The sequence below is a fragment of the Streptomyces sp. R35 genome (assembly GCF_041053035.1).
Lineage (GTDB): Bacteria > Actinomycetota > Actinomycetes > Streptomycetales > Streptomycetaceae > Streptomyces > Streptomyces lutosisoli.
This window is the reverse complement of sequence record NZ_CP163440.1, coordinates 8,864,694-8,884,926: the sequence shown is the minus strand read 5'-3', so window position 1 is coordinate 8,884,926 and position 20,233 is coordinate 8,864,694. Positions and strand designations below refer to the sequence as shown.

The 20,233-nt window shown below is 65.8% G+C and carries 13 protein-coding genes and 3 pseudogenes; 6 read left to right on the top strand and 10 right to left on the bottom strand.

Annotated elements, in window-relative coordinates:
- The first annotated feature begins 51 nt into the window (after positions 1 to 51).
- Positions 52 to 3,249: a P-loop NTPase fold protein gene (locus AB5J50_RS39965; RefSeq protein WP_369263546.1), complete on the top strand. Its 3,198-nt coding sequence runs from the start codon at positions 52 to 54 to the stop codon at positions 3,247 to 3,249.
- A gap of 17 nt (positions 3,250 to 3,266) precedes the next feature.
- Positions 3,267 to 3,662 carry a contact-dependent growth inhibition system immunity protein gene (locus AB5J50_RS39960; RefSeq protein ID WP_369263545.1) on the top strand — a complete coding sequence of 132 codons (396 nt, stop codon included), beginning with the start codon at positions 3,267 to 3,269 and terminating at the stop codon, positions 3,660 to 3,662.
- Between the two features lie 42 nt (positions 3,663 to 3,704).
- Here AB5J50_RS39960 and AB5J50_RS39955 read toward each other — a convergent pair whose 3' ends face one another.
- Positions 3,705 to 4,598 (bottom strand): IS5 family transposase, encoded by an 894-nt coding sequence (locus AB5J50_RS39955; protein WP_369265643.1) that lies wholly within the window; start codon positions 4,596 to 4,598, stop codon positions 3,705 to 3,707.
- Between the two features lie 34 nt (positions 4,599 to 4,632).
- Between AB5J50_RS39955 and AB5J50_RS39950 the strand changes: the two genes are divergently transcribed.
- Positions 4,633 to 5,127 (top strand): hypothetical protein, encoded by a 495-nt coding sequence (locus tag AB5J50_RS39950; RefSeq protein ID WP_369263544.1) that lies wholly within the window; start codon positions 4,633 to 4,635, stop codon positions 5,125 to 5,127.
- A 229-nt stretch (positions 5,128 to 5,356) separates the two neighbouring features.
- On the opposite strand, the pseudogene AB5J50_RS39945 reads toward AB5J50_RS39950, so the two are convergent.
- The 4 genes and pseudogenes from AB5J50_RS39945 to AB5J50_RS39930 all read right to left on the bottom strand — a co-directional run bounded on the left by AB5J50_RS39945 (position 5,357) and on the right by AB5J50_RS39930 (position 10,497).
- Positions 5,357 to 6,217, bottom strand: a pseudogene (locus tag AB5J50_RS39945) (IS5 family transposase).
- Positions 6,218 to 6,254: 37 nt separating this feature from the next.
- On the bottom strand, positions 6,255 to 9,344 hold the full coding sequence (locus AB5J50_RS39940; protein ID WP_369265769.1) for a hypothetical protein: 3,090 nt from the start codon (positions 9,342 to 9,344) through the stop codon (positions 6,255 to 6,257).
- A gap of 237 nt (positions 9,345 to 9,581) precedes the next feature.
- Positions 9,582 to 10,154, bottom strand: a pseudogene (locus tag AB5J50_RS39935) (trypsin-like peptidase domain-containing protein); the annotation flags it as partial.
- 19 nt (positions 10,155 to 10,173) lie between these two features.
- Entirely contained in the window at positions 10,174 to 10,497 is a 324-nt protein-coding gene (locus AB5J50_RS39930; protein WP_369263543.1) for a CU044_2847 family protein, read from the bottom strand.
- 100 nt (positions 10,498 to 10,597) lie between these two features.
- Here AB5J50_RS39930 and AB5J50_RS39925 point away from each other — a divergent pair.
- Positions 10,598 to 11,458 (top strand): annotated as a pseudogene (locus tag AB5J50_RS39925) (IS5 family transposase).
- Positions 11,459 to 11,646: 188 nt separating this feature from the next.
- Complete coding sequence (locus AB5J50_RS39920) at positions 11,647 to 12,033, top strand: ribonuclease (protein WP_369263542.1); 387 nt, start codon at positions 11,647 to 11,649, stop codon at positions 12,031 to 12,033.
- 428 nt (positions 12,034 to 12,461) lie between these two features.
- On the opposite strand, the gene AB5J50_RS39915 is transcribed toward AB5J50_RS39920, so the two are convergent.
- The 4 genes from AB5J50_RS39915 to AB5J50_RS39900 form a co-directional block, all read right to left on the bottom strand.
- Positions 12,462 to 14,420, bottom strand: coding sequence for a DUF3732 domain-containing protein (locus tag AB5J50_RS39915; RefSeq protein WP_369263541.1), 1,959 nt, complete (start codon positions 14,418 to 14,420; stop codon positions 12,462 to 12,464).
- Positions 14,421 to 14,459: 39 nt separating this feature from the next.
- Entirely contained in the window at positions 14,460 to 14,942 is a 483-nt protein-coding gene (locus AB5J50_RS39910; RefSeq protein ID WP_369263540.1) for a three component ABC system middle component, read from the bottom strand.
- A 2-nt stretch (positions 14,943 to 14,944) separates the two neighbouring features.
- The gene (locus tag AB5J50_RS39905) at positions 14,945 to 16,177 is read right to left on the bottom strand and encodes an ABC-three component system protein (protein ID WP_369263539.1); all 1,233 of its coding nucleotides are present in this window, start codon (positions 16,175 to 16,177) and stop codon (positions 14,945 to 14,947) included.
- Between the two features lie 261 nt (positions 16,178 to 16,438).
- Positions 16,439 to 16,705, bottom strand: coding sequence for a helix-turn-helix domain-containing protein (locus AB5J50_RS39900; RefSeq protein ID WP_369263538.1), 267 nt, complete (start codon positions 16,703 to 16,705; stop codon positions 16,439 to 16,441).
- Between the two features lie 254 nt (positions 16,706 to 16,959).
- On the opposite strand from AB5J50_RS39900, the gene AB5J50_RS39895 reads away from it, so the two are divergent.
- Positions 16,960 to 18,210 carry a tyrosine-type recombinase/integrase gene (locus AB5J50_RS39895; protein WP_369263537.1) on the top strand — a complete coding sequence of 417 codons (1,251 nt, stop codon included), beginning with the start codon at positions 16,960 to 16,962 and terminating at the stop codon, positions 18,208 to 18,210.
- 379 nt (positions 18,211 to 18,589) lie between these two features.
- On the opposite strand, the gene AB5J50_RS39890 is transcribed toward AB5J50_RS39895, so the two are convergent.
- On the bottom strand, positions 18,590 to 19,966 hold the full coding sequence (locus AB5J50_RS39890; RefSeq protein ID WP_369263536.1) for a restriction endonuclease: 1,377 nt from the start codon (positions 19,964 to 19,966) through the stop codon (positions 18,590 to 18,592).
- Positions 19,967 to 20,233: the final 267 nt, after the last annotated feature.

The following is a 20,233-nucleotide window of genomic DNA, read 5'->3' as shown; positions in this document are numbered from 1 at the left end:
GCACCCGGTCTCGCTACGAGAGGGGCAAATGGTCCCGGAGGCGAGGCAACGGTGCTGCACGGCAGTCATGGCGGTCTGGATCCCGACGACCTTATCCAGGACAGGGAGGTCGAGGACGCCCAGAGCGATCGTCTGGCACACAGTCACGTCGCCGATCAACTCCGCGATGTGTCGCTCTCGGTCCCGGCCCCGACGAATGTGGCGGTCTGGGGTCCCTGGGGCTCAGGAAAGTCCGGTGTGGCCAACCTGCTGAAGGGGCAGCTACAGCGGGAACGCGACGTCCGGTTTGTTCACTTCGACGCATTCAAGTATGCAGAGAACCCCCTGCGCAGAAACTTCATCATCGCAGTCGCCACTGCTCTGGGAATCAAGGATCAACGCTTCCATGAGGAGCTGTACAGCGGCCGCGTCACGGCCGAGCTGAAGTTCGGGCAGGGCGATATTCGCCGGCTTCTCATCACCTTCGCCCAGATGTTCGGGGCCGTCGTCGCCTTCTTTGCTGCAGCCATGGCGCTCCTGGCCTGGGTTCGGGGTGGGGCGTTCCGTCCCGCCTTTGCGGACCTGGCCACCGGAGCTCTTAAGGCAGGAATCGCACCGGCAGCTCTGCTGACTTCACTGACGGTGCTGGTGTCGCGCACGCTCACCCGCGAGCACAAGACGGAAGCCGCCGGCAGCGACGAGCAGTTCGAGAAGCTCTTCGCTGAGCTTGTGGCCCGGTCCAGGATGAAGCGTCTGGTGATCTTCGTCGACGAGCTCGACCGCTGCGCGCCGAAGGACGTTGTGGCCACCCTGGATGCACTTCGCACATTTCTGGGGGTGAATGGGTGCGTGTTCATCGTCGCCGCCGATCAGCAGGCCCTGGAAGAAGCCCTCACGCGCGCTCTGGAACAGGCCACGCCCGCCGACACCGTCAATCCGTACTACAGCAGCGGTAGCGGCTACTTGGACAAGGTCTTCCAATACCAGATCAGTCTTCCGCCGTTGCTGGTGCCGAAGGTGACCGGGTTCGCTGCCGGCCTTGTCCGCGAGCGCGGCGGGCTGTGGGCCGAGATTGATGTCGACCTGATCGTCAGCATTCTCGTTCCCTCACATGTGCGCAGTCCGCGACGGGTGAAGGCGCTGCTGAATACCTTCGCGCTGACCTACCGGCTGGCCGAACGCCGGGCCGCGGAAGGGCTGTTGGAGACCAATCCGGCTACTCGCGCGGAGGAGATTGCCAAACTGGTCTGCCTGCGTGTGGAGTTTCCCCTTTTCGCGCGGGATCTGCTGCTGGATCACCGGCTGTGCGAGTACGTACTGGCACTCGATGCGGACAAGGAGGCCGATCTGGGTGCCCATGTGCGCCGCCAGGTCAGAGATGCTGCGTTGAGATACGCCAGCCTGGAAGCCGCCGTGGACAGGCAGCTGAGCTCCTCCAACGGGGAGGACGGCGAGGAGTCCAGTGTCCGCACGCACCATGGACGACAGCTCGTGGCTTACCTCAAGCGCACAAAAAAGGTGGCAGGTCCAGGGCGGGACCTCGTCTTTATGGAGACCAGCGGCAGCATCTTCGGGCTGCCTGCTTCCCTGGCCGAGGCGCTGGAGCAGCAGGCTCAGAATGCCGACCTGGACCAATTGTCAGCCTCCGTGGCCGGGCTGCCTGCAGCCGAAAGACCCGCTGTTCTGGCCTTGCTGCTTCAGCAAGTACGGGACGCGATCGGCCTGGAGGAGACGAACATCGCCACGGCTGTCCTCTCAATGTGTGGAGACGAGGCGGTTTCCCTCAACGCATTGGCAGATGCAGCGGTGGAAACGCTGGCTCCCATTCTGACCATGAACCCTCAGGAGCTTCCCGAGGAGGTATTGGCCGGCTGCTGGCGCCTGGCGCTGGCCAGCGACCGGCCCGCGGCCCTGGAGATGCGGCAGGTGACTCTGCGACATTCCGCGCTGGACGACAGCGCGCCGCTGGCCGCACAGCTGCTGGCCAGCCCACAGCCCGCACTGACCGCAGATCCGCAGCGCGTTCACGCTCTGGTGTGCCGGCATCTGGTGGGCGAGGACGACGCCATGGCCAACATGCTCACTGCGGTCTCCCCACAGGACGCGGCTGCCATGATGGCACTGGTCGGCGCGGAGCTGTCCAAGCAGGTGCTGGCCGTCTTCGAGGCACACGACGAATGGACCGACAGCCAGACGACGCAGAGTGAATCAGTCACCGTTGCCCCCGACGAAGCGGATGATCTGCCTGAGCCCCTGGATCCCTCCGTGGTGCTGGAGCGGCTCAGCGGACTGCTGGAACACTGGTGCCGCACTGCCCGGCCAGCAGCGCATGCCGTCGTGGGGTTGCTTCTTGGCCTGAACCACAAGCAAGGCCGCGACATCGTGGAGCAGTTTGCGGCTGAGATTCCTCCAGTGACGGACGTGGCACTGGCCCGTAGCGTGCTGTCCGCCACGGAACGACGCCACGTACCCCTGTGGTCTCGCTGGCTTGGTCTTCTTGACGCACAGCTCGCCATCGGTGACCTGGAAGAACAGTTCAACAGGCTGTTGGCAAAGCTGTGGAACGAAACCCGCTCGGCTGACAAGCCGCTGAACCCTGCCGTCGTCACTGAAGCTGCCGACAGCTTTATGCGCCTGTTCAACCAACCTCGCGGCGAGCACCCGGACATCACCCCCTTCATCCTGCAGCAGTTGTCCGCCCCCACGAGCGATGAAGAAGCCGCCGAACAGATGCGGCTGCTCACAGCACGGCTGCCCATGGAAAGCAGCGGACTGCTGGATCGCGCCGCGTTCACCAAGTACCAGGCAGCAACAATGGCTGAACTCCTCTCGGACGCCGGCGAGCCGGACTACTCCTTGGACGGACCGCTGTTGGCCTACGTCGAAGCGGTCACAGGCGACTGCCTTCGCGATCTCGGCTCCCCTGTCGACGATGTTCTCGATGCGCAGGAAGCCTGCGCTCTGGTCCGGGCCATCGACGGCTGCAGCTGGCTTCCCGCGCACGACCACACTCAGTTGCGTATCAGGGCTCGCAGTCTGCTTACAGAAGGCGGAGTGGGCACGGATGAACTGCCGCCCCTGCCGACGGCATCCGACATGGCCGACTATGCCGCTCACCGTCGCTCACGTGCAGGTGAGGTTCTCGCCGACTGGGTTACGCTTACGCAGCCTTCGGCAACAGTGCTACTTTCCGCTGTCTCGGCGGCCATGCGCCAGCCTTCCAGCCTGCAGACAAACCCAACGCTGCTTCAGACCGCGTTTGAGATCTGACATGGGACGATCGGTCGGTGACTCGACTCGTGAACCGTGACCTCTCCCTTGAGGAGCTTGAGCGCGACCGTTGGTCGGTCCCGTCGGGCGGTGAAACCCGGCTGATGGCGACCGTGCGCCAGCTTCGGCGCAAGCCGATCGGCGGCCTGACGGTTGAGGACACGCGGCTATTGATCAGGCAAGACATGGGCCTTGCCTATCTCCTGCCCCTGGCGGTGGAGGTCCTCCGGATCGACCCACTGGCGGAAGGCGACATGTACGAGGGTGATCTGCTTGCCGCCGTGCTCACCAGAAGTGCGGAGGTCTGGAGCGAGTCCGCCGAACTCGAGCGGGATGTCCGCCTGATCGTCTCGGAGTTGGCCGACGTGCCGCCTGCCCTGAAACGTGAGGTTGAGAGGTTTCTGGCTCTGTAGCTCGCCGACAGCAGCTGCCGCGGCGAGGGGCCGGCAGGTTGTCTACGAGGAGTGCCGCACGAGCGGTCGTGGGCCGGGACGCATCGCAGCACGGCCCCGAGTGAGCCGGCGGACCATGACGCCGATCATGGCCCATCGAATCATCGTCTCGGCGTGGGCCGGACTGGTCTCGTAATCCCGGGCCAGGCGCCGGTGGGCGGTGAGCCACGAGAACGTACGCTCTACCGCCCACCGCTTGGGCTGGACCTGGAAGCCGCGCTGGTCAGGGTCCTTGCGGACGATCTCCAGGTCGCGGCCGAGGATCTGTGCGGCCCACTCGACCAGGCGGCCGGCGAAGCCCTGGTCGGCCCAGACCTTCTTGACGCTGGGGTGGTCGAGCCTGGTCCACAGCAAGGGCCGCTTTGCGCCGTCGCGGTCCTGGATGCTCGCCGCGACGACGTGGACGGCCAGGAGTAGACCCAGGGTGTCGGTGACGATGAACCTCTTGCGGCCCTTCACCTTCTTGCCCGCGTCGAAGCCTCTGGTGGCCGCGGGGACCGTGTCGGCCGTGCGGACGGACTGCGAGTCGATCAGACCCGCGCTCGGCTCCACGTCGCGGTCGTCAGCTTGACGGACCTTGCCGCGCAGGGCGTCGTGGATGCGCTCGACGGCGCCGTCGTCGTGCCACCAGGTGAAGTACCAGTACACCGTCGGCCACGGGGCGAAGTCCTTCGGCAACTGCCGCCAGGCACAGCCGGTCCGCACCACGTAGAAGATCGCATCCACGATCCGACGCCGCGGATGCTTCTCCCGCCGCCCGCCCTTCGGACCCACCCGCGTCGGCGGGAGCAAAGGCTCCACCAGCGCCCACTGCTCATCCGTCAAGTCTGACGGATACCCACCCCCACCACCGCTCACGGTGAGCTCAACGAACGCCGCAGCAACGGGACACGGCAGATCTCAAACGCGGTCTCAGACCGTCGCTGCACGGTTGACAGCGCTGCAGACCGCCGACCAGTCCGCCTTCTGGCAAGGCCTTGTCTCCAGCCCGGCCAGCCGCATCCCGCATCAGACCCTGGCTGCCGCAGGATGGTCGGTGCTTCCGGATGCAGAGGCGGCAAATCTGCTCACTGACCGCTACAGCCGCACCACCAGGAATCCGGACCGACAGGCCGTGCTCGGACTCTGGAAGGCTGCATCAATCACGACCCCAGCAGCCCGCGTCGAGCTCATCCAACGGATCCTGATCCCCATGCTCGAAGTCGGCCAAGGCGCAGCCGATTCAGCGCTCGCCTATCTGCCCCAGCTCATGGACTCGGTCCCCAGAGGAGTACGGACCGAGCTGCGTACCGCCGTAGCGGGCGCCAGCAAGCGCTGGCAACGCCTCGAACAGCGCGGCACCACAGCGCTCAAAGCGGTCGGGTACTCCACCGAACGTACGGGGCTGCTGCGCCGTGAACGCATCAGCCGCAGCAACGACGATTGACCGCCGAGTGCCTGCCGATGCAGGCCGCAAGCAAGGTCAACTCGCTCGGCTCCTGTCGGCGACGCCTGAATCCTGGTTCTTGATCACTTTCAGTGCCGGGGCCACGGAGGGTCACCACTCAATCGGCTCGCGCCTACCGCGAGCTCGGCAACGTTGACCTCTCCCATAGGCATCACTTCACGTCTTCGCCCTCCACCACGATCTCGACAACTAGGTTCTGTCTCTTTGGTCAGCGGCGGGTCCAGATGAGGATGCCCGCGAGGTGGAGTGCGGCCTGGTAGGCGATCGCGAGTTTGTCGGTTCGTGTGGCGAGGCCGCGCCACTGTTTGAGGCGGTTGATGCACCCGCTCGACGGTGTTGCGCTGCTTGTAGGCCTCCGCGTCGAAGCCGGGCGGACGGCCGCCGAGTCGGCCTCGCCTCAGGCGGTGGCCGACTTGGTCGGAGGGCTGCGGGATGACGGCACGGATGCCCCGGCGTCGCAGGTGGCTGCGGATGGCGCGGGATGAGTACGCGCGGTCGGCCAGGACAAGGAGAGGACGGGTCCGTGGCCTGCCCGGCCCGCTTCGGGGCACGCGAATGAGGGACATCACCGTCTCGAAGGCGGCTGCATCACCTGCCTGGCCTGCGGTGACGGTGAAGGCGAGGGGCCGTGCGCGGCCGTCTGAGGCCAGGTGGACCTTGGTGCTCAGCCCGCCGCGGGAGCGTCCGAGCGCGTGATCGGCGGGCTCGCGGAAATGGACCGCCCCCTTTTGAGTGCTCCGGCGGCGTGCTGGTGGGCCCGGACGACCGTGGAGTCCACCGACACCGTCCAGTCGATGTCGTCGTCGGTGTCCGCCGCCGCCAGGACGGCGGCGAGGAGTATCTCCCACGTGCCGTCAACGGCCCATCTGATCAGCCTCTTGTGAGCGGTCCGGAACGAGCCGAGCCCGTCGGGAAGGTCCCGCCAGGGCGAGTTGGTGCGATACTTCCACGCGATGGCCTCAAGAGTGCGTCGGTGGTCGGCCCATCGCCGCCCGCGGACCGGATCCGCCGGCATCAGCGGCTCGATCCGGTCCCACATCGCATCGGTGATCACTAATCGGACAGGCACATCCGATCAACTCACCAATCCATCAAAGAGACACGCGCTAGCCGAGTTGACTCGGGTTGCGCAGGCCACGAACTGGCTCGTACGGCGGAAGTCGGCGGGTTCGCAGGCGTTTCGCGGTGCCGTTGCCTCTCTCTGCGAGCTGATCAAGAATCTCAAGTCCCTGTGTGGAGATCCGATGCGCGGAAGTGAATCTTCGCCGTTCCCGGAGAAGGCCGTGCAGCCGTATGAGGGAGGCGTAGAACTGCTCCGTGTCGGACCTGCGTCTCTTGTCGGTGCTGCGGTCCTCGGGGAACTCGAGCAGCGCACGAATGCTCAGGGTGAACGCTTCGTCCGCCAGCGGCACCGCGCTGTCCCAGTCCTCCATCGCCGCGTAGGTGTCGGCAAGGTACCCGAGCCCCCGCAGTAGTTCGGCCGCACGGACGTCAGGCGCATGTGCGGTATCCGCTGTTCTACGCAGTTCGACGCACTCCGCCAGCATCGGGAGCGCATCGGAGTACAGGCCTGCGGTGGCGAGGGCGAGGCCGGCACCCGCCAGTGTTCCCGACAGGTCGCTGTCCGCGTCCGTGCCGGGCTGCCCGCGAAGCCGCCGCGCGGTGTTCACGGCTTGACAGGCCGCCTCCTTGACCCTGCGCTCGGCCCCAGCCATGGAATAGAGGCGCGCCGCGTTGATGTACGCGCCCGCGAGGTCCTGACCGTAGCGGCGGAAGTCCGATGCGGCGAGACGCTGGACGATGGAGAGGCGTTCGGCTTCGGCGATCAGGGCTCGCTGCCGGAGCCCCGCCGAGACCAGCCTCGAAGCCAGCGCGGCAAGAGCACTCGCCACGTGGCGCCACCGGGTTCCGTGCTCCTTCTCCGCCAGCTCCCTCAAGATGGCCACCCCTTCCTCGGTCGGATTGACAGCTCCGAAGGCATAACCGGCCGAGCTCAGACGGGATCCGAGCACGCTGAGCGCCCTGGCCAGCGCCGCTTCGTTCTCGGACGTCGGGTCCAGTTCCGCGATCCTTTGGCGCAGACGAACGATCTCCTTCTGTGTGTCGACGATCTCTTCCCGGTTCATCCCGTGGCCGAGGCTTGTTTCTGCGACCAGCGTCGCGCTCAACTCCGGTCCGTAGCTCGGGAAATCGACGTCAAGCAATGAGCGGCAGAGAGACTCCGCGTCCCGCAACGCGTCCATCGCCTGTGTCTCCCTGCCCAGCTTCTTGAGGTTGGACGCCAGAGCCCGCAAGGCCCCGACCTTCTCGGCTTCGGGGCGTTCTCCGGTGGCGGCGGCTTCCATGCGTGCTTGGTGAAGGGTTTCGAGGGCTGTGATCAGCTGGTCACCATCGACGTACGGACGCAATACAGTGAACGACTCCTGCATCTTCTGAGCGGCCTGAGCCCGTGTCCGGGGATCGTCGATCTCTTCCAGCCTTCTTAGCAGGGCCAACTGAGCGGTGGCATACCTCTTGGCGTCCTCGCCCCTGCCCAGGGCGGCGCTCAACCTCGACAGCTTCGGAAGCGTGTCGGCAAGCATCCCGATGCGCCATGCGGGATCCTCGTCGGAGTCGGCCTCGACGATCTCCCTCGCCTCATCGAGGATGCCTACCGAGTCCCACTCCCGCGCGCCGTCCTTGAGCCGTTCGGCAGTCTGCAGGAGTTGCTCCGCCAGCAGGCGCGTCGGCGACGGGTCTCCCGCCGTGGCATTTTCGCGTACGGCCGAGAGCGCCTCGACGCTGGTGTCGGCGGCCTCGGAACGGCGGCCGATCTTGGACAACCGAACCGCCAACCGGTTCAGCAGGTCGGCGACGGACGGACCGTCACTCTCCCTGGCAGAGTCGATCGCCTTCCGCCACAACGTGATCCCGGCGTCCTGCAGTACCACGCTGCGCACGGGGATGGACTCCGCCAGTTCCAACATCGCCGCACGGTCGGGAGCGTCGCCTTCGCTCATCCCCGCCATGACCTTGAGGAACACATCCTGCAGAGGCCCCTCGGAACGCTCGGCGACGGAAACCAGCGAGCGCAGCATGCCCACGGGTGCGCTGCGCAGAACCTGTTCGATGAAGACGATCAATCGTGCGTCACTGGTGCAGGCACGATCCAGGATGAGCCACGCCCGCTCTGCCGATTCCGGCGGCACGGTGGCCAGCGATTCGAGCATCGTGGGGCAGTCGACGAGTGTGTCCGACACCAACTGTTCGAGCAGCAGGTCGGGTTGGAGGATCTCTGTGTCGTGGGCAACCCCTGTCGTGTCCGCCGTGGGGAAGAAGCTCAACGCCCAGCGCGCCATTGTGTGCAACCGTTCCGCGGACGCGTCGGCGAGATCCGGGATGGTCCTGAGCAACTGAGCGGTGTGGACCTCCTTCTGAGCCCCGAACAGGGCCACCGACGTCACCACGCGTCTGAGCAGTTCGTCGTCGATGGACAGACCGGCTGCCGCCGAACTGCGGCTCCAGTAGGAGGACTCACGGTCGAGTACACTCCGCACGATGACCCGGCGCGTGTCTTCGTCCCCGACGCCGTGGCGGACCGCGCTGTCGTTGTCCAGTACCTGCAGCAGGGCCGACATGTGCAGCACGAGGATGGGCTGCGTCCCCATCTGCGGCATTCGCCCCGCGGACACAGAGGCAGCGGCACCGAGCCGGGCGGCGAAGGCGGCAGCGGCAGAGGCGTGGGCGTCGCGGCGGGCTTCCCGGGTCACGACGAGCGGGGCGAGGTCGGCCTGCACCACCGGGATGTGACTGGCCGCCTCCCGGATCCGACGTGACCACGTCTTACGGTTGCGTGCGAGAACCAGCAGACGGGTGGGAGGCGCTGTCCCCTCGGGTGCGTCGAGTCGGCTCAGCAACTCATGCAGGCCGGTATGAGTGTCCCCGTAGTCCAGCACGGCCAGTACCGGATCGCCTCGTTCCCTCAGCCGGTCCAGGACCTTCGGGCTGCCGTCACCCGACAGAAACCCCGCGGTCCAGCTCTGCCGCGCCATGGCGTCGCACAGCTCGGCCGCCAGGCGCGTCTTGCCTGCCCCGGCCTGGCCGGCCAGCAACCGGACCGCCGCCTGTTCCCCTGACGTGCACCATGCCATCAGCTCATCGAGTTCGGACTTCCGCCCCAAGAAGGGCACGACTCCGTACTCGGGCCGCAGCAGCACGCTGGGAGGAACGTCACGCGAGGTCGTGAGCGACCGATACGCGGACCTGAACTCCGTTCCGGTCTGGGCGTACAGGGCATCCTGCCGAACGGCGAACCACCGCTCGTGCTGGACTCCCGCAGGCTCTTTCGCGGGCCATATGTGTCCGGCGAAGGCGTCGAGGGCACGCCCGACGGGAACAGCCCAGCCGCCGAGATCGGACTGCGCGTCACGGGTGCGGGTCAGCATGGCGCACACTCGTCCAGTGCGCTCGTTCAGTACGGGGGCTCCGCTCATCCCGCCGGAGATGCGGCCGTCCCGCAACTGTAGGCGCCAGGCGTCTTCCCCGGTGTCGTCGCCGTCATCCTCGCCGTCTGCCCAATCGGTGTCCAGGAAGCCACCCTCGTACCGCAGCGACGCGGGAATGAGACGCGGCCGTCCTCTGCGCTCGAAGGTATCCGTCCATCCGGCCGTGTACAGCCGATCAGGTTCCGGATACAGCACGGGCTCGGCGTCCTGGCACGAGACCCAGGGGTGGTCGTCGGCCGCGAAGCCGAGCAGCGCCGCGTCGGGGAACGGGTAAGGATCGGTTATCCGGTCCTGCATCGGCTCGCACCGGCACTGCTCGACGCTCAGTCTGCGGTCGCGTAGTCGCAGAGTGATCCGGTCCGGCTGTCCGGCCGCCACCGCGACGACGTGTGCGCATGTCAGCGCACGGCCCGGCGCCACGAAGAAGGCGGTGCCGCGCGGTGATCCATCGATCAGCACCTGAGCTGTGCATTCGGCGAGCAGTCGGTGCAGCCCTCTTGGGCCGCCTTCTCTCACGGTCATTATTCAGTCCCACCAGCCGTTACTCGGCCGGAGCCTCCCAGCCGAGGCGCACCGTGAACGCCGCGGTCCCTCCGGCCTTCGTGATCAGGCCGAGCAGCTTGCCGCCCTCCACCGTGAGTGAGAGCCCGAACTCCACCTCGACCGTGTCGGGTGTCGCGTTGCGGACGGCCTCTCGCACCATGTCCGCCACCCCGGAGAGCGCGTCCTGAACGGCGTCGAAGCGGAACGCGTCCGCGAAGCCGACATCCTGCGCGCCGCCCCCCGCCTCCGTGACCGCGTGTACCTTGACCACCGCGCCGTTCGGCAGCGTCGCGTCCACCAAGGCCAGTGCGTCGTCCTGCATGTAGGCTCCCCGTCCGCGTGTCAGAGACGCCATGGTAGTTGCGGACGGGGGCCCGTAGGCTAGCGCGTGTCTCTTTGATGGATTGGTGAGTTGATCGGATGTGCCTGTCCGATTAGTGATCACCGATGCGATGTGGGACCGGATCGAGCCGCTGATGCCGGCGGATCCGGTCCGCGGGCGGCGATGGGCCGACCACCGACGCACTCTTGAGGCCATCGCGTGGAAGTATCGCACCAACTCGCCCTGGCGGGACCTTCCCGACGGGCTCGGCTCGTTCCGGACCGCTCACAAGAGGCTGATCAGATGGGCCGTTGACGGCACGTGGGAGATACTCCTCGCCGCCGTCCTGGCGGCGGCGGACACCGACGACGACATCGACTGGACGGTGTCGGTGGACTCCACGGTCGTCCGGGCCCACCAGCACGCCGCCGGAGCACTCAAAAGGGGGCGGTCCATTTCCGCGAGCCCGCCGATCACGCGCTCGGACGCTCCCGCGGCGGGCTGAGCACCAAGGTCCACCTGGCCTCAGACGGCCGCGCACGGCCCCTCGCCTTCACCGTCACCGCAGGCCAGGCAGGTGATGCAGCCGCCTTCGAGACGGTGATGTCCCTCATTCGCGTGCCCCGAAGCGGGCCGGGCAGGCCACGGACCCGTCCTCTCCTTGTCCTGGCCGACCGCGCGTACTCATCCCGCGCCATCCGCAGCCACCTGCGACACCGGGGCATCCGTGCCGTCATCCCGCAGCCCTCCGACCAAGTCGGCCACCGCCTGAGGCGAGGCCGACTCGGCGGCCGTCCGCCCGGCTTCGACGCGGAGGCCTACAAGCAGCGCAACACCGTCGAGCGGGTGCATCAACCGCCTCAAACAGTGGCGCGGCCTCGCCACACGAACCGACAAACTCGCGATCGCCTACCAGGCCGCACTCCACCTCGCGGGCATCCTCATCTGGACCCGCCGCTGACCAAAGAGACAGAACCTAGTCAGAGACAGGGGCCCTCCGGGCGCCATGCCGCGCCGGCGACCGGAACGTGCAGGCCTCATTGAGCCCTCGCGCGCCACGTTAACTTCCCGAAAACTCATCGGACTTGACGGGAAAATCTCCGAAGTTGTCATTGACATGCCACTGTCTACGCGCGTCATCATGAGGGCATGAGATTCCCCCCACGAATCACCCGCATCGGCGCCGCAGCCGCCGTCCTGTCCGCCCTCCTTGTCGGCGGCACCGTCACCGCCACCCCGGCGGCCGCCGCGGTCGGCAGCATCTGCTACAGCGACCTGCCGTCCCAGGCGTACGACACGCTCGACCTGATCGCGTCGGGCGGCCCCTTCCCGTACTCGCAGGACGGTGTCGTCTTCCGGAACCAGGAAGGCGTCCTGCCCAGCCAGTCGTCTGGCTACTATCACGAGTACACGGTCAAGACGCCTGGCTCGTCTACGCGCGGAGCGCGCCGCATCGTCACCGGTAAGAAGACCGAGGAGGACTACTACACCTCGGACCACTACGCCACGTTCGACCTGATCGACTTCGGCTGCTGAGCCGACCGACCAGGTACGACCGCTGAAGGAACGGTGCGACCAGCCAGAGGCCCGTCCAAGCCCACCCGGATCTCCGGTCTCCGGCTCCGATCAGCTGCATCCCGGTTCGACCCTCGCCCCGCGGCTCCCCCCACGTTCATGGGCCGCGGGCGAGGCACGTGGTGCCGTTGCCGACAGCCAAGTCGGCTTCTGCGGCCCGTTTTGCGGACCGATGCGCACCAGGGAGCCAGCCGAGCAAGTACCCCGTGCCGCAGTGGCACCGGCCATGGTGGATCGCATCTGATCGGTGGCACGGTCGGCCATGCGCTAACCGGTTGCACACTGCTCGGTGCGGACACGAGTGGTTCCGCCAGACCCGGTTGGATGCCCCGAAACTCAGGCAGGGCGGGTCTCTCCTTGTCTTGTCCTGCGGCCGGTGAGCGACAGGCTCAGTCGAGCCAGTCGACGGGAATCAGTGCCCTGCGGCGGCCGTCCTGGGGACGCCAGTTTTCGACGACGGCGTCCTGGAACCAGTCTTCGGGGAGGTTGGCGTGGTCGCACACGATGATCTGCAGGCCTCCCTCGGCTTCCTCTGCCACGTCGTGCAGCAGTTTGAAGTAGGTGGTGACTGCTGCCCAGTCGGCGTCCTCGACGGTGGCGGCGTCGCGGATCTTCTCGGGGAAGAAGGCCTGTGTGGGCTGGTCCAGCATCAGGAACCGGGGTACGGGCCTGTGGTTGCGCAGGAAGTACGTGTGCAAGGCCAGGTGAGCGACGAGGTGGTAGCCGATCCAGTTCTTCGCGCTGCCGATGCGGGTCAGGGGCAGCCGTCCTGCGGGACGGCGGACGACGACGTTCAATTGGGAGAGGCTGATGCGGACCTCTTGGGCCGTTGCGGCCTGGCCGAGGCTCAGTCGCTGTGCCCAGGGCGTCATAAGCGTGGCGATGTCGGTGAGCCGGCGTTCCGTCTCAGCGGTGACGTCGTCCTCGTCGACCAGCTCCTGCAGGGCCTCGACCCTTTCCTGAGCCAGTGTGAGGTCGTTCTGCAACCGGCGTACGTCGTTGTCTGAGAGGTCACCGGCAGCGGTGCGTTCCTGCGCGATGCGCCCTTGGACGTAGGCGACGCGCACCTGCTGGTCCTGGAGGTTCCTCATCCGCTCGTCGCTGGCGTTGATTTCCTTCAGCTGAGCGCCGTTGATGCTCAGGCGTTCGGCGACGGTGTCGCGTTGGGTCTCCAGGCTGCGGCGGTGTTCTTCGCGTACGGGCTGCAGGGTCTCGGCGTGGGTGAGTTCGTCGGCCAGGTGACGGGTCAGGGCGATGATGTCGGCGGCGGAGGGGTCGGGATCGTCCAGTGGGCGTGCGCACATGGGGCACACGTCAGCCGACTGGTCCTCGACTTCGGGCCCGAGCAGATCGAGGGTCTTCAGCCGGTCGAGCTGCAGGTGGAGTTCTCCGGTGAAGGCATGGCCTTGCTCGTGCCAGCGGTCGACCATGGCCAGCGCGTCGTTGAGTTGCTGCCAGCGCTCGCGCAGCTCCCGCCGCTCCTGGGTGAGAATCTGACGGCGGTCTTGCAGGTCGGCGGGTCCGTCCGCAGTGGTCAGAGGGAGCACGGACAGAGCCTGGTCCAGCAGGGCTTGGGTCTGCCGTGGGTCCAGGGCCGGCGGAAGGTCACGCAGGAGTCCTTCGCGTTCCGCCAGGCGCAGCAGTGCTGCTTGCCGGGTGTCGATTCCGTCCCTGCGGCGCAGGGCGTCATCGAATTTGCGTTGGGCGGCGCGTTGTTCGCGCAGTGCTTCACCGAGTTGGTGGCGCCGTAGGGCCTGTTCGGGGCCAGCCGCGCCCAGGAAGTACGGCAGAGTGTCCTTGATGGCCTGGCCGATGCCGTTTTCGCTCTGGCGGTGGAAGAGAGCGCTCTGGTTGGCGATCTCGTTCTGCTTCTGGAAGCACAGCAACGCTGCCTGGGCGATGGAGACGTCGAAGGGGTAGCGGGCCGCGCCGGTGGGCGGCTGGAAGCGGAAGTCCTCGATGCCCAGGCGGGCACTCAGCTGGCTGCGGAGCGCGGTGACATCAGCGTCTGCTACCAGCTCATCACCCCGGGGAAGGTCAAGGCTGTCGTCACCGAAGCGGATCATGGCCTTGGTCGTGGAGTCCCCGGCCGGGCGTGGCCGTGCCAAGACCATCCGTGTGGTCCCGAATGTGACCAGGACGGCGTACCAGCCGACGGTCTGGTCGATGGGCTCGTCGGGGAAATTGGGCTTCTTGCGCCCCAGGCAGTACTCAACGATGTCGAGGACCTCGGACTTTCCGGTCTCCGATTCGCCGGTGAGGATGTTCAGCGCCCCGGGGCGGAAACGGATAACCCGGGGAACAGGTCGGCCGTCTCGGTGGTAAAGGGCCAGGGCGAGCAGCTGCATGGCGGGTCTGTAGCTCCTTTGCAGGGTGATCAGAAGGTTTTAGGGACGAATGCCGAGAAGAGTGAAGGCCGTGACGGGTTCTGTTGCCGCAAGCCACCGACCAACCAGCGCAGCACGCCGTGCACAGTCAGCCACTTCGCTGCCGTGGTCGGCCGTAGCGGGGCGCGGCGCGCGGGGGCAGCGCAGGCCTTCTCCGGTGATCTCCACGGCCCGGTGGCGCAGGCCGGTGCGCAGGCTGGCTCGGGTGTAGTCGGTCAGCGCGGCTGCTCGGTCGGCGAAGGCCGCCTGGTGGCGTGGGTGTTCGGTCAGCCAGGCGGCCATGGTGCGGCTGGCTTTGGCTGGCAGGTCTGAACGGGTGTCCGTGGGAAGGACGAGCGGCAGAATGAGGAAGGCGCTGGGCCATGGCACGGGTTTACGCGTTCCGGTCTTGGTGGCCGCGTTGATGCTGCAGGCCAGCAGATAGGCCCCGAAGGCGGGATTCAGGAGGGCCTGCGCCTCGGGGAGGCGCCGGGTGGAGGCCATGGTCATTTCTCCTGCTGGTCCGCGCGTGACTGGCACAGCGCGGTGAAGTCGGGGTGCCAGCCAGGGCCTTCGTCAGGGTCAGCGCGGTCGGCGAGGCTGTGCATGGTGCCCCGGCCCACCCAGCCGACGGTATTGCTGCCCAGGCGCGCCGGCTCGTCGGCCGCTTTGTCCATCGTCCTGCGCAACACATTCTTGCCGACACTGCGCTTGGCGGCCTCATCGCTGTCGTCGTCGAGATCGTCGGTGAGGTCGACGAAAATGTGGTCCCACTCGTCCCACAGCCGCTGATCGTACTCCGCCAGGCCTTCCTCGGTGATCTTGAAGGTGCGCAACCAGGCGGAACGCTGGGCGCGCGCATGGTGATAGTCGCGCAGGTAGGTGGCAATGGCACGGTTCCTCAGACCGATCCACCGCATCTGCGCTACAACCAGGTCATCGTCGTAGACGGCGACCTCCGCGTCGGTCAGCCGATGGAACGCCTCGGTGATGGGCAGGTTCTCCCCGGCAAACTGATCACTCACCTCATCGAGACGGCAGTGCAGTTCCTGGGCCGTCACCGATGCACGCTGCCGCCTTGGGTTCTTGCGCTCCAGCAGTTCTACAGCCACGCGATACCACCACCCCTTGATCTGCTCGAGGATCGCGTCTTGCTGATTGGCCCTGATCCCCATCGCTTTGGCCAGACTAGGGTCGAGGTCTGACATCACCGGGGAGCCGTCGCTGATCACCAGGGCGTCGACGAACTGGTAGCGCTGCGACGGGGACAGGTCGAGGAACATCTTGCGTTCGCCGGCCGTGCCCTGTGGGCCGTCCGCGGCCGCCACCTGTTCCATGCGGGCCAGGGCCGCGCGCACGTCCCGCTGAGCTCCTCGCCGAAGCTGGTAGTAGAAGGTGCCCTGCGCGGCCACTTGTGTGGTCACCAGCCGCAGCAGGGGCATCGAATCGGAGCCAGGATTTCCGAGCGTGTTCAGTGCGTCGATCCACGAGGCGACCGAACGCCAGAAGTCCTTCCCCGTTTCGCTGAGTTGTCCGGCCTCGCCGCGGTGCTTGGACTGCAACAGCTCCGCCGGAGTTCCGCTCCCGTAGAGGAACTCGATGTCGTCGAGCACCTCCATGCGCACCTCGGCCGCAGCGTCCTCCCAGCTGCGTTCGGCCAGTTCCAGCAGGGCCAGCTCGCACTGGTAGAGATACCCGATCATCTGCCCGGCCGCCGAATGCGATCCTGCTTGGGCCACGTTCCCCACTAGTTGATCGAGTACTGAGCCCTGCAAGGCTTCCGCCTGCCCTGGCAAGTCCAGGGGCAGGCCGAAGACATGGCGACGAACTGTCCGAACGGCAGGCGACAGTCGGCACCGTTGCAGCGCCTACCGATTATCACCTTTGCCCAGTTGCTGGCAATCGACAGCTCATCGCTCAATGTGCCTGGGCCGGGAACCGCCACCGCCGCTACAGGTAACGCATCTCGCTCACGGGCGGTTCCACAGGGCAGGAGTGGTTCACTGCCCAGACCCGGTCCCCTCGTGCGCCTGCGAGACGTCTTCGAACAGCCTGGCCGGCGCCACGTTCAGGCCGGACGCGATGCTCAGGATGGTCAGCACACCCGGATTGCGCCGCCCGTGTTCGATGTAAATCAGTCCGCGAAAGCTCAATCCGCTGCGTTCGGCGAGCTGCTCAAGGCTGTAGCCGCGCTCTTCTCTAAGACGCCGGATTTGCATTCCGAGGGACACAAGTCGCGGATCCGGCAGCGATTGACTTTTGGGCACACGGTGACTCGATCGTCACACCATCGAAGTGCACCATGAACAGCTGTGCATAACTACCGGGTGTAGCGGAAAGCATCGTTCTGGTCGGCCCTGCACAGACACCAGACGCACCGGTTACACGAGGCGCACTCCACCGGCAGCAGCCGTCACCGACGTGAACCTCCGGCGCGCCCGTAACGCCACATCGCCAGGCCAGTACGAGGACGGCCACTCGCACACAATGCACCACACAACACCGATCTACGGGCGGAACATTGAGCAAGCCAACCGAGCCGTTCGATCGCTGGCACAAGAGATATCCCAAACCAGAACGCGGCGACGAGCCGTGCCGATGCGGCACCAATAAGCGCCCCCTATACCCGTCCGCGGATCACGGCCGGGGCCGGCGATGGCAAGCGCGCTACACCGATATTGACGGCACAGAGCGAAGAACCTGCCTGGCCACCTGGCAGGAAGCGCGCGAGCACCTGGACAAGGCACTCGCAGAAATCGAAAGGAAGAAATCACCAAACCCCGCTGACAGCATGCGCGTTGCATTCTACGCGGCTCAGATGATTGAAAGGAGACGCAAGCGACGAAAGAACGCCAATACCACCGCCGCCTACGAAGGCCAACTCCGCAACCATGTCCTGCCGTTCATCGGAAGCCGTCCGGCCAGCACCCTGCGCCGTCGGGACTCCACATCCTTCATCGACTATCTGATCGACAAACCCGGCATCAACTCGCCCCGCACGGTTGTCCAGATCTTCAGGATCTGGCGCCTCCTCATGCACTACATGGTCGACGAGGATGTCCCGCTCCCACCCAACATCGTCTCGCGCATCGAACTCCCGGAAGCCCTGCCACGCGTCAAGGTTGCACTGTCGCCTGGACAAGTCACAGCAGTCGCAGCTGCGATACGGCAGGTGGCGCCCCGCTACGAGGTCCTGATCTGGCTCGGCGCGTGCGCCGGCCTGCGTCTGGGCGAGGCCTTCGGCCTGAAGCGAAGTCAGGTGGCCTGGGAACACGGCTTGCTCCGCATCGTGGAACAGCGTCAGCGAGGCAGGGCTGTACGCCTCAAGACCAGATCCAGCTACGCGACCTTGCCGGTGGATCGCTTCCTGATCAAGCGGCTCGCCCGCCACACTGCACAATTCTCCGGCCCAGAGGCAGCGTTGTCCTACGCCGAGCGCCGCAGGCAGGAGCACCACCCCGTCGACCCGACGGAGAAGGACCTTCTCGCCACCAACCGGATCGGCCACCCCGTCCTGTACAGCGACTTCTATCCGAAATGGCGAAAAGCTGTGGGGCAAGCCGGACTTCCCGAACGAACTCGCTTCCATGACCTCAAGCACTTCTACACCAGCACGCTCGCCGCCTCCGGCAAGCATGACCCGAAGACCGTGCAGGCGCTCTCCCGGCATGCCGGGTTCTCCGAGACCTGGGACACCTACGCCCACCCACCGCTGGCGGTGGAAGAGGTCACGGTCACGGTGTTCGGCACCGCGTTCTCAGACGTCGCATAGGCTGCTTGCGTGCGGGTCAGGGCTGCACGGCGGCCGGATTCGGCGCTAACGATCTTGCGGCGTCAACCACGGGACCGATCCGGCGATCGTCTACATGTACAACCTCGCACTGCTGGCTGGGAGTCCTGCTGATCATCTTCGGAAACACCACCCGCTGGAAGCCTCGGGGTACGTCTCACCGTTCCTCGTCGTGTTCGAGCAGAGGCGCTAGTCCGTCGGCGGCGGCCGCCCCCCTTGAGCGGCCGTCGCGCTCTCGACGCCGTCAGCACCACGACCCCACGGCCGGACGCCCCTCGTCATCGCGCCCATCCGAGTCAAGTTGCTCGGTTGAACCAATGATATTCGCGCGGAGTCACGATCAGTTTCAAATTAGGGACCCTCAGGCAGCAGGGTGGAGTGCTTCGGGCAACGGTAGACCGTCAATCGCCCAGCGCCTCAACTCACGCCTGCCGACCAGAATCAGACGCTGCTCATCTCTGGCCCAAGCCATGCATTCCACGGTAAACCCAGTATTGGTGACGAGAAGCGCCCGGGGCAAGGGATGACGAGCGGATGCCGCACCGAACAGATTCCGGGCAACGGGCGAGCCCACCCTCGGCTTGGCGTCTTGGAAGTGTTTGCACTGCACGATCACGGGATAGCCCAGTGGGTCTACGGCATGGACATCAATTCCTCCATCGCCGGCTCCTCCCCCAGCCTTCTGCACTCGATATCCGTCCCGCTGCAGGAGATCCGCAATGAAGTGCTCAAAAGCGGAGTGGTGGAGTGCATCCACCTCGGTCATCAGATCCACCGCGGGAGATGGCCCACGGACCGACTCCTCTTCAAGATCTTGCAGGGCGTCTGCAATTGCATGTCCGAGGGCTCGGGGGACGCTGGGAGGGGTTGACTCTACGATTTGTCGGAGGACATCCCGCGAGCTACCGGCGAAAGTCCAGTCGCGCGGAAAGTCTCGGAGCAGTGCAGCCTGTCCCAGTGTGAGGCACGGCCCGGCGGGGCCGTACAGGGATGCTTCAGGATCCCGCCTATCATCTGCCAGCTGACGGATCTCGATTCCGCAGCCACGCCAGGCGTTAACGTCGTTCGGATAGAGGGCGTCTGCCTCACCTCCCACAGCCAACACGTCGATCAGGCGAGGAGAAAAGGATCTTTCGGCCCTCTTCGTCCACACCTGCCAGGCGTCACGGAACCTCGGGTCTCCGCTCGCTTCGAACCGTTGTCGCATGCTCTGAGCAAGGACGGAATAGAGATTCGGGACAGGCCTTCCCTCGGGTTTCGGAGGGTTGAAGAAACCCTTCTGGTCGCTCCGCATGGCAACAAGGAACGAAGCGCTCCAGGGACTTGCTGCGCCGTACTCCCTGCCGTCGTAGGTCGCCCATTGTGCAATGCTGTACCCAAGGCTCTCCAGCACCCCTCGGACCCATTCACGATAGCTGTGGTGACGGTCAGCCCAGATACCGGCATCGGATTCTAGGATGAATACTCGCGGCTGGAGTCTGTCGGCGTATTGAACCAGCGCAGGAGTGTCATCACGGGGGCCATCCACACTGCCAATATTGCGGGCGTACAGAAGGTCCAAGTGCTCTTCAGGGAACAGATCTGGCAGACACTCGCGTATGTCCGCCTGCAGGACAGGAAGACCAGCGAGCCGGAGGGTGTTCGCTCGGTTCAGATCCGGCTCAACTGCGATCTCAGTAGAGAAGCCAGCCTGGCTCAGTCCGACGATCTGCCCTCCAGCTCCCGCGTTGAGGTACATAGCGGTTAGCGATCGACCGTTACTCAACTCGCTTCTCTCCCACAGTAGTTAGAGCCCACACGGGAGCCCGTTCGTCCCGCGTCCTTGCAACGACCGAGGTGAGCAAGGTGTTCCCCATAGAGGGGCGACCAACTGGGCTGGGTTGGTCAATGATGCGATGGCCTCGACGAGCCGTTGAGTCTTCCCTCTCCAGATGTCTCACCACGCTTCGTCACTGGAGTCTTCGGCGAGGTGCCCGTGATGGCGGTAAACCATTTCGTCGGGGTG